Source organism: Thioalkalivibrio sp. ALE20 (assembly GCF_000381405.1).
GTDB lineage: Bacteria > Pseudomonadota > Gammaproteobacteria > Ectothiorhodospirales > Ectothiorhodospiraceae > Thioalkalivibrio.
In genome coordinates, this window is the sequence record NZ_KB906473.1 from 16,518 (window position 1) to 27,904 (window position 11,387).

The 11,387-nt window shown below is 67.1% G+C and carries 9 protein-coding genes and 1 tRNA gene; 4 read left to right on the forward strand and 6 right to left on the reverse strand.

Annotated elements, in window-relative coordinates:
* The first annotated feature begins 11 nt into the window (after positions 1-11).
* The 4 genes from F790_RS0105635 (at position 12) to F790_RS0105650 (ending at position 4,677) form a co-directional block, all read left to right on the forward strand.
* Positions 12-713 (forward strand): hypothetical protein, encoded by a 702-nt coding sequence (locus F790_RS0105635; RefSeq protein ID WP_019021720.1) that lies wholly within the window; start codon positions 12-14, stop codon positions 711-713.
* A gap of 163 nt (positions 714-876) precedes the next feature.
* A complete protein-coding gene (locus F790_RS0105640; protein WP_026300806.1) occupies positions 877-1,122 on the forward strand; it encodes a DUF6290 family protein in 246 nt (81 codons plus the stop codon).
* On the forward strand, positions 1,106-1,372 hold the full coding sequence (locus tag F790_RS0105645) for a type II toxin-antitoxin system RelE/ParE family toxin (protein ID WP_019591067.1): 267 nt from the start codon (positions 1,106-1,108) through the stop codon (positions 1,370-1,372). The genes F790_RS0105640 and F790_RS0105645 overlap by 17 nt, the downstream gene beginning before the upstream one ends.
* 68 nt (positions 1,373-1,440) lie before the next feature.
* Entirely contained in the window at positions 1,441-4,677 is a 3,237-nt protein-coding gene (locus F790_RS0105650; RefSeq protein ID WP_019591068.1) for a DEAD/DEAH box helicase, read from the forward strand.
* A gap of 59 nt (positions 4,678-4,736) precedes the next feature.
* Here F790_RS0105650 and F790_RS0105655 read toward each other — a convergent pair whose 3' ends face one another.
* The 6 genes from F790_RS0105655 to F790_RS0105680 all read right to left on the reverse strand — a co-directional run bounded on the left by F790_RS0105655 (position 4,737) and on the right by F790_RS0105680 (position 11,366).
* On the reverse strand, positions 4,737-4,922 hold the full coding sequence (locus F790_RS0105655; RefSeq protein WP_019591069.1) for a hypothetical protein: 186 nt from the start codon (positions 4,920-4,922) through the stop codon (positions 4,737-4,739).
* Between the two features lie 24 nt (positions 4,923-4,946).
* Entirely contained in the window at positions 4,947-6,287 is a 1,341-nt protein-coding gene (locus F790_RS0105660; protein WP_019591070.1) for a nuclear transport factor 2 family protein, read from the reverse strand.
* Positions 6,288-6,510: 223 nt separating this feature from the next.
* Positions 6,511-6,587: transfer RNA gene (locus tag F790_RS0105665), tRNA-Ile, on the reverse strand.
* A 123-nt stretch (positions 6,588-6,710) separates the two neighbouring features.
* Positions 6,711-8,594 (reverse strand): RNA polymerase sigma factor RpoD, encoded by a 1,884-nt coding sequence (rpoD, locus tag F790_RS0105670; RefSeq protein ID WP_019591071.1) that lies wholly within the window; start codon positions 8,592-8,594, stop codon positions 6,711-6,713.
* Positions 8,595-8,782: 188 nt separating this feature from the next.
* A complete protein-coding gene (gene dnaG / locus F790_RS0105675; protein WP_026332867.1) occupies positions 8,783-10,573 on the reverse strand; it encodes a DNA primase in 1,791 nt (596 codons plus the stop codon).
* Positions 10,574-10,769: 196 nt separating this feature from the next.
* Entirely contained in the window at positions 10,770-11,366 is a 597-nt protein-coding gene (locus F790_RS0105680; protein ID WP_019591073.1) for a Uma2 family endonuclease, read from the reverse strand.
* Positions 11,367-11,387 lie beyond the last annotated feature (21 nt).

An 11,387-nucleotide genomic window follows, 5' to 3' on the forward strand; every position in this document is an offset into this window, starting at 1 on the left:
CGGAGAAAACCATGCACCGGATCGATCAGCCCATCATCGCGTTTCGCCGCTCGGATATTCCGCAGGGCGAGTCGGCGCCGGCTGGCGACGACGACCCGGTCGGCAAGCGCATCCCGTCGCGCCCCGAGGGCGAGCTCGAGTCGGTCACCGAGAAAGTCCGCTACTGGACCCAGGAAGGGCCGCAGACGGTCTACCTGGTGGTCAGCTTCGTGGCCGTTTCCGGCACGGTGGGCGGCGAGACGGTGACCATCGAGCGCCCGATCGAGTTCTTCCTGCCCACCGGCCAGCACTCCGAATCCTACCAGTGGATCTCCGCCACCATGCGCAGCCTGTCGCTGGCGGCTCGTGGTGGCTACGCCGCCCGCGCCCTGCGCGACCTGCGCAAGGTGACCTGGGATCGCGGTCCGGTGCGTTGCGGCACCAACGAATACGGCAAGCCCCTGTACCACCCCTCCGAGGTCGCTGCCATCGCCCACGCCCTGCAGCGTATCCTCCAGCGCCGCGGCTTCCTCGACCCGGAGGGCCACCCCCGCCCGCTGCGCGAGCTTGCCGCCCTCTACCGAGACGGATCCCCGGGGGCCACCGGCGCACACCGGGCGGAACCGTCCCTGCCCGTGCCCTCCGGGATGGGCCCGTGTCCGCAGTGCGGCGGCGAACGGGTCCTCATCGACGGCTGCCTCACCTGCCGCGACTGTGGTTACTCGAAGTGCTAGGGAAATACTTCGGCGTTTGCCCGGGTGCGCCTGGTTCCGTGGGGGCAGGTCCGGAAAGTCAGGGGTATCGCAAGCTGACCGTAGGGTCCGGCTGCCGGGGCAGTTCCATGGTGCGATCGGGGAATGTATATTGGTATGCACGCATCCCGAAGGAGTATGGGCCATGGGCATACGCACAGAAGATACTCGGCAAACGGCCGTTCGGCTCCCGAAAGAGACGTATGCACGCTTGAAAGTGCTGGCCGAAAAGACGGGCCGCACGACCACTTATTACATCCGCGAGGCCATCGAGGAACACCTGGAGGATCTGGAGGACATCTATCTCGCCGAGCAGACGCTGGAACGTGTCCGAAGCGGGGAGGAAGAGGTGATCGGCTCCGAGGAGTTCTGGCGTGACGTGGAGGATTGAGTACGCACGTTCCGCTCAAAAGGACGTGCAGAAACTCGATCAGCAGGCGCGAAAGCGCATCCGCCATTATCTGGAACGGCGTGTCGCCCACATGCACGACCCGAGAACGCTCGGCAAGCCCCTCAAGGGGCGGTTTTCCGAGCTATGGCCCTATCGGGTCGGCGATTACCGGGTGGTCTGCGAGCTGCGCGACGAGTTGCTTGTCGTGCTGGTGGTGCGGATTGGTCATCGGAGAGGGGTTTACGACTGACCCGGGCTTCTACCCGTGAATGTCATGCGCCTGACTGCCATCACCATCGGTTCTGGCGGAGTTCATCAATGTCTACGTTTGGGGACAGTGTGCGGGAACTGGCGAGCCAGTTCGATTCGGGCAGCTTTCGGCGCGGTGTCGAATATTTCGAGTCGGGGCGGGTGCAGCTGCGGTCCGTGGAAGAGACCGGATCGGACGAGGTGCATCTGTACGGCCGGTGCCGCGGCAGCGGCCGGCGTATGTACGATCAGCACGTCATGGTTTTGTTTGATGAGGGGCCGCGCGTCGTGGGGCACTGTGACTGCCCCGTTGGCTTCAACTGCAAGCACGTGGTCGCGGCCGTGCTGGCCTGGCGCGCACAGGAAGAACGGTGGTCGGCGGGCGCCGCGGGGGAGGATTTCGGGACGTGGCTGGCGCGCGGTTCGCAGGCAGAACCGGCTCCGGCGCCCGCTTCCGGGGAGCAGCTGCAGTATGTGCTGCAGCCCCATCCACTGGATTCAGGGCAGCTGGACGTGTCGATGGTGGTTTCGCGTCGGCGCAAGGACGGGAAATGGGGAGTCGGGCGTCGGGTCAAGGCGCAGTCGCTGGCGATGCCGGTGGGTGGCCGTTCGAGCTGGGCGTCGGCGGACGATCAGGAGATCGGCCGGTTGTTGATGGCGTGCGCGTGGGACTTGTGGGATGAGCCGAAACCCCGGGGGCGCGCCGGTGCGACGGCCCTGCTGGCGATGCTGGAGACGGGGCGCTGCTATTGGGGCGAGGATCGGCAGGGGCCGTTGCAGCCGGGGCCCGTGCGGGATCTGGAGCTGGAGTGGGTCGCGCAGGGGGACTGGTATTTCCTGCGCGTGGCCAGTCCGGAGCTGGAGATGTTCCCCGACCTGGACCCGCCGGTGTATGTGGATCCGGCATCGGAGCAGGCGGGTGTGCTGCAATTGCCGCCGGGGCTGGATCGGGAGCATCTGGCCAATCTGGAGTCTGCGCCGCCGGTGCCGGCCGATTCGGCCGCTGCGGTGAGCCGGCGCCTGGTGCTGCAGGATGCGGGCCTGCCCACGCCCGTTCCGGTGGCGGTGGAGGAATGCACGCTGGCGCCGGTTCCGCGGCTGGTACTGCTGTTTGATTCGGGCCGCCCGGAGTCGGCCGCAGCGGGGCTGGGCTTCCGTTATGACGATGCCGTCCTGGAGCCCGGAGATGAATCGACGGTTCCGGTGCTGGAGGAGGAAGACCGGGTCTTGCGTATCGCGCGGGATGCGGAGGAGGAGGCTGCGGCGCGGGCCACGCTGGAGGCTTCGGGGCTGCTGCAGTCCGTTGAGGGGCGGCCGGGGCATTTACGCCTGGCGGGGGGTGATCCCGCAGACGGGCTGTTGTCGTCGGCGGCCGTGCGGCGGTGGTTCGAGTTTCAGGAGCAGGTGCTGCCGGGGCTGCGCGAGCGGGGATGGGAGATCGTTGAAGGGACGGAAGCGCTGCCGACGCTGGAGCATGCGGACCGGATCGGGGCCGAGGTGGAGCCCTCCGGCATGGACTGGTTCGACCTGCGTTTTGACCTGGAGGTCGACGGGCGATCGGTCCCGCTGCTGCCGCTGCTGACGGATCTGCTGGAAGAATACACGCCCGATGACGAGTTGCCGGAGACGCTCTATCTGGATACCGGCGGGGGCCATTACGTGGCGGTGCCGGGAGACCGGCTGCGTCCGGTGCTGCAGACGGTGTTCGAGCTGTTCGACCGGGAGGTGGACGACGCCGGCGAGCGGCTCGCGCTGTCGCGGCTGGATGCGCCGCGCCTGCTGGAGATGGGAGACACCCCGGTCCGCGGTGGCGGTGTCGAGGCGCTGTACCGTCTGGCACAGCGCCTGAAGGATTTCGAGGGCATTCGGTCGGTGGATCTGCCGTCGGGTTTTCACGGGGAGCTGCGCGGTTACCAGCAGCAGGGCCTGAACTGGATGCAGTTCCTGCGCGAGTATGACCTGTCCGGCGTGCTGGCCGACGACATGGGTCTGGGCAAGACGGTACAGACCCTGGCGCACCTGACGGCGGAGAAGGAAGCCGGCCGCATGGACCGGCCCAGCCTGATCATTGCGCCCACCAGCCTGATGAGCAACTGGCAGCGCGAGGCGGAGCAGTTTGCGCCGCAGCTGAAGGTGCTGGTGCTGCAGGGGCCGCAGCGCAAGCAGTACTTCGAGCGGCTGACCGAGTTCGATCTGGTGCTGAGCACCTATCCCTTGCTGGCACGGGATCATCCGGTGGTGGAGGCGCAGCCGTGGCACTGCCTGATTCTGGACGAGGCGCAGCAGATCAAGAACCCGCGGGCGCGGGCCTCGCAGGTGGTGCGCAGCCTGGAGGCGCGGCATCGGCTGTGTCTGACGGGGACGCCCATGGAAAACCACCTGGGCGAACTGTGGGCGCAGTTCGATTTTCTGCTGCCGGGGTTTCTGGGGGATCAGAAACGTTTTCGTCAGCAGTACCGCAAGCCGATCGAGGAGGAGGGCGATCAGGAGCGCATGGGTCGGCTCGGTCGCCGCGTGGCTCCGTTTATGCTGCGCCGCACCAAGGACCGGGTGGCCGAAGAACTGCCGCCCCGCACGGAGCTGCTGCGGACGACGCGCATGGGGAGCCGGCAGGGAACCCTGTACGAGAGCATCCGTCTGACGATGGAGAAGAAAGTTCGCGATGCGGTGGCCCGCAAGGGGCTGGCGCGCAGTCACATTACCATCCTCGATGCCCTGCTGAAGCTGCGGCAGGTGTGCTGCGACCCGCGACTGGTGCAGAGCGGCGGGCACGATACCCGGGGTATCCCTTCGGCCAAGCTGGAGCTGCTGCTGGAGATCCTGCCGGAACTCCTGGATGAAGGGCGCCGGATCCTGCTGTTTTCGCAGTTCACCCGGATGCTGGGTCTGATCCAGCACGCGCTGGAGGAACGCGGAATCGCCTACAGCAAGCTGACCGGGCAGACGCGCAAGCGCGATGAGGCGATCGAGCGTTTCCGCTCCGGGCAGGCCAGTGTGTTCCTGGTGAGCCTCAAGGCGGGCGGGGTAGGGCTCAATCTCACCGAGGCGGATACGGTCATCCACTACGATCCCTGGTGGAATCCCGCGGTGGAGGCTCAGGCGACGGACCGCGCGCACCGCATCGGTCAGGACAAACCGGTGTTCGTGTACAAGCTGGTGACCGAAGGAACGGTGGAGGAGAAGATCCTGAGCCTGCAGGAGCGCAAGCAGCATCTGGCCGACCACGTGTATGGCCGCAAGGGGCAGGATGACGACCAGCCACCGCTGGACGCGGAAACCCTGCAGGAGCTGCTCACGGGCGACTGAGCACCCGTTTCGAGAAGGGCCCCGGGCTTGCCCCGGGGCGCGGGGTTGTCAGGACCCGGTCATTGCTGGTGATCGTCCGGGTCACGGTTGCGTGTGCCCGGAGCACTCTGATGCGGCTTGTCCCGCGAGCCGGATTCCCGGGGCTGGTGCTGCCGCCGGGATCGGTTCCGTCCGCCGCCGGCAAACATGCGGTAGAGCCGCATCAGACGGCGCATGCGTAGCAGGGTGAAGATCAGTCGCATCATGGTTCCGTACCTCCGGCGGTGGCGTCAGGGGGTGCTGACGCGCTCGAGTTCCGGGTCGGTCATCAGCTGATCCGTGACCATGTACCAGTGAGCCTCGCCCAGATCGCCGGCCTCCTCAAGGCTCGGTTCGCCATCCGGCATTTCGTTTGCGGGCAACCGTCGGCGTTCCATCTCCACCCGGTCTTCCGAGAAGGCGTGCACTAGGGTGATCTCGGTTACATCCTGGAATTCGCCGTCAAAATGCCTGCGCTGGGTGCTGGTGTAGACCCCGGGTTCGCCGTCGAATTGAACCACGCTCGTGCGGAAACTACCCCAGCCGCGGCCACTGCCCCGGGAATATATGCCATTGACATGGACCGCATTGTCCGCAGGGCGGTGGAAGAACAGGCCTCGTGCGACCCCCAGTTCTTCGCCGTCGTCGATGTAGTGCGACCCTTCTTCGACTGCGCCCGGAGTGGGCTCGACCAGCAGGCCCCGCTTGACGGTACCCCGCACCCCGAAGTCCCCCTGGTCGGCGGGGATCTCGATGCGGGCGCTGTACTCGGTCTGCCCCTGAGCCGGGGGCTCATCGAACACCAGGCGGCCAACGATGTCTCCGTCCGGTCCACGCATCCCCTCCGGCAGATCGAAACAATGCGGTTCGGCGGATGTGGGCACGCTGATCCGGACTTCCTGTTCCGACTCGTCGAGGTTGAGGTGCGGCAAGACCAGCCGCCACGGGGTGGTGTCGATTTGTGCCAGGTCCAGGCGGGGGCGGGTCTCCGTGGCGACCAGCGAGGCCTTTTCAAAGCGGAGTTCCCAGCTCCGGCCGCCATCGGTGACGGTGAGGTGGTTCGGGGCGTCCGGGTTGCCCACCACCGCGTCCTCGGGGCATTCCAGGTCACCCGCGCCACGGCGTTCCGGACTCCGCATGTGGAAGTGCTCTTCGTTGATGCGCCACTCCCCGTCCTGGCGGGTCAGCCGGATATCGGCGTCGAGCCCGGAGGCCATCTCCCGGCGCGCGTCCTCGTCGGTGACGCGAAGGTCGGCCTCGATCCGCGCCTGATCGTCGTCCGCGTCGATGACATCGATCCCGGCGATCTCGGTGGAGGTCTTGAACAGTTCCAGCTGGGCGCCCAGCTCCTTGAGCATCGCCTTTTCGCCGTCGGTGAATCCCTCCAGTTCGCTCAGGGCCTCGGCGCTGTAGAAGCGCTCGAGCGCGTCCCGGTCGCTGAAGTCGACCTTCGTCCCCCAGTATTCCTCGAAAAAGGCGACCGGGTCGTCCCCGGCCAGGGCCGGGGCGGCCCAGACGGTCGTGGCGCAAAGGGCAAGCGTCGAGAGGGCGTGACGGCAGCTTTTGAGCGGCGGGGCAACGGTTCTGGGCATCGGGAGGTCCTCAATGGCCGGCAGGCTCCGACAGGAGTCCGGGGGTGTCAGAAATGGTGTACGGGCGAGATTGAGTCCAGAGGTGTGTCCGGCTGAAATGGAAGTCGCACCAACCCAACAGCCAGGCTGGATATATTACCCCACTCACCATACGACACCGATGCGGAGCGGGCCAGCGGACTTGCCGGGAATCCGTTCACGGAACGGCGCGAGCGCAAGCGAGTGGTGGGCCCGGTCGGACTCGAACCGACGACCAAAGGATTATGAGTCCTCTGCTCTAACCAACTGAGCTACAGGCCCGGGTGCTCGGGTGGGTCTGCGGCGCGGGGCCGCAAACGACAGCGGCGCCATTCTACCCCGAGGGGGCAGGGCGCCGCATCGTGGAGGGCTGGCCCGTCTGCGGGACGGGGCGCGGGACGCCGGTTATTCGGCGTCCATGTAGGTGCGCAGCAGTTCCGCGCGGGTCGGGTGGCGCAGCTTGCGCAGGGCCTTGGCCTCGATCTGGCGGATACGCTCGCGGGTGACGTCGAACTGCTTGCCGACTTCCTCGAGGGTGTGGTCGGTGTTCATGTCGATGCCGAAGCGCATGCGCAGGACCTTGGCCTCGCGCGGGGTCAGCGTGGACAGGATCTCGCGGGTGGCCTCGGTGAGGCTTTCCTGGGCGGCGGATTCGGTCGGCGAAGCGACCTTCTCGTCCTCGATGAAGTCGCCCAGGTGCGAGTCTTCGTCGTCGCCGATCGGGGTCTCCATGGAGATCGGTTCCTTGGAGATCTTCATCACCTTGCGGATCTTGTCCTCGGGCATCTCCATGCGCTCGGCCAGCTCTTCCGGCGTGGCCTCGCGGCCCATCTCCTGCAGCATCTGGCGGGAGACGCGGTTGAGCTTGTTGATGGTCTCGATCATGTGCACCGGAATACGGATGGTCCGGGCCTGGTCCGCGATGGAGCGGGTGATGGCCTGGCGGATCCACCAGGTGGCGTAGGTCGAGAACTTGTAGCCGCGACGGTATTCGAACTTGTCCACCGCCTTCATCAGACCGATGTTGCCTTCCTGGATCAGGTCGAGGAACTGCAGGCCGCGGTTGGTGTACTTCTTGGCGATGGAGATCACCAGGCGCAGGTTGGCCTCGACCATCTCCTTCTTGGCGCGGCGGGCCTTGGCCTCGCCGATGGACATGCGGCGGTTGATCTCCTTGATCTCGGAGATGCTGAGGCTGGCTTCGCGTTCGATCTCGGCCAGCTTCTTCTGCGTGCGCACGATGTCGTCCTCGAACTCGGCAAGGGCGCTGACATACTTGCCCTTGCCTTCCTTCTGGACCTCCTGGATCCAGTTGAGGTTGGTCTCGTTGCGCGGGAAGCCGTCGATGAAGGTCTTGCGCGGCATGTGCGCCTGGTTCACGGCCATGTCCATGATCCGGCGTTCGTGCTTGCGGATCCGGTCGATGGTCTCGTGCAGTTCCTGGGTCAGCTGGTCGACCACGCGCGGCACCAGCTTGAACTCCATGAAGTACTTCGCGGTCTGCTCGCGCGCAGTGGCGTAGGCCTCCATGTCGCCGGCCTCGAAGGCGGCGTGGGCGCGGGCGTGCAGTTCGCGCAGTTTTTCGAAGCGCTGGCGGGCCTCTTCGGGGTCGGGCCCGTTGTCCACCGGCTCGCCGGCCTCTTCGTCGGCTTCGTCCACGGCCTCGGAGATGGCGTCCAGTTCGGGCGAGGCGGCCTCTTCCTTCTTCGGCTGAGGCTGCTCCTTGACGTCGACCTCTTCGGCCAGGCCACGGGCGACGGCCTCGCCATTGGTGCCGTCGGGCTCGATGAAGGACACCACCAGGTCGGTCAGGCGGCTGCCGTTCTCGACGATCTGGTCGTAATCCTTGATGAGCTTGTCGATCGCGCCGGGATGGTGGGCCAGCGCGAACAGGACCTGCATCAGGCCTTCTTCGATACGTTTGGCGATGCGGATCTCGCCCTCGCGGGTGAGCAGTTCCACGGTGCCCATCTCGCGCATGTACATGCGCACGGGATCGGTGGTGCGGCCGAAGTCGCTGTCGGCGGAGGCCAGTGCGGCGACCGCGTCCTCGGCGTCCTCGTCGGCGGACACCGAGCCGTCGGACAGCAGCAGGCTGTCGGCATCGGGCGCCTGTTCGTGGACTTCGATGCCCATGTCGTTGATCATCGCGATGATGTCTTCGACCTGGTCGGAGTCGATGATGGTTTCGGGCAGGTGGTCGTTCACCTCGGTATACGTGAGGTATCCCTGCTCCTTGCCCTTGGCAATGAGTTCCTTGAGCTGGGATTGCTGCTCTTCACGGTTCATCGCGATCTGATCTCCGAGGTTCGTCGTTCGGCTTCGAAAAGTGAACCCTGCATTATAGCAGAAGTTTCTTATATTGCTCGCCCCGCGAGGCGCGCGAAAAATGGTTCGTGCAATCAAGTGGATGCGGGCACGAACGGGGATTTCAAGGGGTCACGGGTTGCAGCTGTGACTGCGGCGCGGTCTCGCCTTCAGCCCTGCAGGATGGAGGTGAGACGCGCGAGTTCGTCGCGTTGTTCCGTATCCAGACTCCCGGAAGCGGTGAGTTCACGGATGCGTTCGCGGCAGTGGCGCCGCAGCAGCTGGTCGGCGGCGTCCAGTGCGACCTGACGGGTCATCCCGTCTTCGCCGTCGTGCAGCTCGGCGCCGGCCAGCGACAGCAGGCGTTCGAAGCGCGGGTGTTCGCGGAATCGTTCCAGCAGCCGCGCGGTATCCGGCCGCGGCTGCTCGCCCAGGGCCTCCAGCAGTCGGCCGAGGGTGCCGGAAGCCTCGCCGCTGGCGGCCGCCAGCTCGCGCAGGGCGGGGGTGTCCCAGTCCAGTTCCGGATGCTGCAGGATGCGCGCGAGCAGTGCGGCCCACAGCGACGAGCTGCGGCGACCGCCGGTGCCGGCCGGTGGCCGGGCGGTCATCTCCGGGTCGTGGGCCGGCGGGGCGTTGGCCCCCGACGCGGGTGCGGGCCCGCGTGCGGAACCGGCGTCGGCGGAGGCGGCAGCCTGCAGCTGTTCCTCCAGGCGCTCGCGCGGGAGGTGGCTCTCCTCGGCGACGCGCTCGCACAGCAGTTCGCGGAACAGCGGATCGCGCGTGGTGGCGATGCGGCGCACCGCGGCGTGGGCGAAATGCGTGCGCCCTTCCGCGGTGTCGGTGGGGTGTTCGTCGCGCAGCAGGCGGATCAGGGCCTCGGACAGCGGCAGGACCTGCTCCAGCAGCCGTTCCCAGGCGGCGAGGCCTTCGCGGCGCACCAGGCTGTCGGGGTCGTCGCCCTCGGGCAGGAACAGGAAACGGACCTCACGCATGCCCTGCATCACCGGCAGTGCCTGTTCCAGCGCGCGCGAAGCGGCGCGGCGTCCGGCGGCGTCGCCGTCGAAGCACAGGGTCAGGTGGCCGACCTGGCGGAACAGCACGTCGAAGTGGCTGCGTCCCAGAGCCGTCCCCATGCAGGCGACCGCCCGGTGGTAGCCGCTGCGGGCCAGCGCGACCACATCCATGTACCCCTCGACCACCACCAGGTGATCCAGCCGGGTCTGCGCGCGGCGGGTCTCGAACAGGCCGTAGATGGTCTGTCCCTTGTGGAAGACCGTGCTTTCGGGGCTGTTGAGGTACTTGGGCTCGCCGTCGTCGATCAGGCGCCCGCCAAACCCGGTGACACGCCCGCGCCGGTCGCGGATGGGGAACATGATGCGGGCGCGGAAACGTTCGCGCAGGTCGCCATTGTCGCGGCGCGCGGCGAGGCCGGCATCCACCAGCTGCTGCGGGGAGAAGCGGTCCGACAGGGCCTGCAGCAGCCCCGATGCCGGGGCCCAGCCGAGGCGGAAATCGCGCGCCGTGGCGCCGTCGATGCCGCGGTTTTTCAGGTAATCGACCGCACGCGGGGTCTCGCGCAGCTGGCGCACGAAGTAGTCCGCCGCCGCCTCCAGCGCCGCGTACAGCGGCGCGGTGGCGTCCTGGCGCGGGCTGTCGTCGTGTTCGCGCGGGACCTCCAGGCCGGCCTGTTCGGCGAGCTGTTCCACTGCCTCGGGAAAGGCGAGGTTCTCGTAATCCATCAGGAAGCCGATGGCGGTGCCGTGCACGCCGCAGCCGAAGCAGTGGTAGAACTGCTTCTGCGGGGATACGTAGAACGACGGGGTCTTTTCGCCGTGGAACGGGCAGCAGGCGGCGTATTCGCTGCCGGCCTTCTTCAGGCTGACGCGCCGGCGCACCACCTCCACGATGTCGGTGCGCTCGAGCAGCTCGTCGATGAATGCCTGCGGGATACGGCCTGCCATGGTCCTCGTCGCCGGACGGGAGAGTCCGCCCCGGGCGGGGCGTGGCCGTGCATAATACCGCGCCCGCACCCGCAGGGACCATTGGCCCGCCGGAGACCGCGGTCGGAGCGCCGGATCGCGCAGGGGGCTGCGCTCCTACATCACCGCACAGGGGTGGATCGCAGGAGGCCGGCCCTCCGGCCGATCAGGTGCGGGGTCAGCGGTATGGCGGGGCGGGGTCCTCGGCGACGGCGTCGGGGTCGATGCCGGTGTAGAGCTCCTCCACGGGCAGGCTCCATTCCAGCTCGGGGAGCTCCAGGCGGTCCTCGGCGCCGAGGTATTCCGCGGCCCAGCCGGCGTTTCGCCGATAGACCTGGACCGCCGGGCGCTGCTGCTCGACGATCAGGTAGGTGGCGAGGCTGTCGAGCCGGGTATAGGCCAGCAGCTTCTCCCGGCGGTCGAGGCGTTCGGTGGCCGGCGAGGTCACCTCGGCAATCACCCGCGGGCGCTCGAGATAGTAGCGGTGACGGTCGTCCGGGTCGCAGCCGACCATGACGTCGGGATAGTAGAACAGCTCGTCGTCACCCAGGCGCAGATGCACCTTCATGTCGGCCATGAAGGTCTGGCACGGACCGCCGCGCAGGGCGGCGTGCAATGCGGTGCCAAGGTTCATGGTGACGATGTTGTGATTGCGGCTGGCCCCGCCCATGGCATAGACGGTGCCATTGACGTATTCGTGCCGGATCTCGGTCTCCAGCTCTCCCTGCAGGTATTCGTCCACCGGCGTGAACGTCCGGGCGTTGGCCATTCCCATCGGCTGCCTCCGTACCAAGAA

Excerpts from the sequence above, each read along its gene's own strand:
- F790_RS0105635 (WP_019021720.1), top strand. The coding sequence starts at position 12 with ATGCACCGGATCGATCAGCCCATCATCGCGTTTCGCCGCTCGGATATT.
- F790_RS0105640 (WP_026300806.1), top strand. The coding sequence starts at position 877 with ATGGGCATACGCACAGAAGATACTCGGCAAACGGCCGTTCGGCTCCCG.
- F790_RS0105650 (WP_019591068.1), top strand. The coding sequence starts at position 1,441 with ATGTCTACGTTTGGGGACAGTGTGCGGGAACTGGCGAGCCAGTTCGAT.
- F790_RS0105655 (WP_019591069.1), bottom strand. The coding sequence starts at position 4,922 with ATGATGCGACTGATCTTCACCCTGCTACGCATGCGCCGTCTGATGCGG.
- F790_RS0105660 (WP_019591070.1), bottom strand. The coding sequence starts at position 6,287 with ATGCCCAGAACCGTTGCCCCGCCGCTCAAAAGCTGCCGTCACGCCCTC.
- rpoD (WP_019591071.1), bottom strand. The coding sequence starts at position 8,594 with ATGAACCGTGAAGAGCAGCAATCCCAGCTCAAGGAACTCATTGCCAAG.
- dnaG (WP_026332867.1), bottom strand. The coding sequence starts at position 10,573 with ATGGCAGGCCGTATCCCGCAGGCATTCATCGACGAGCTGCTCGAGCGC.
- F790_RS0105680 (WP_019591073.1), bottom strand. The coding sequence starts at position 11,366 with ATGGGAATGGCCAACGCCCGGACGTTCACGCCGGTGGACGAATACCTG.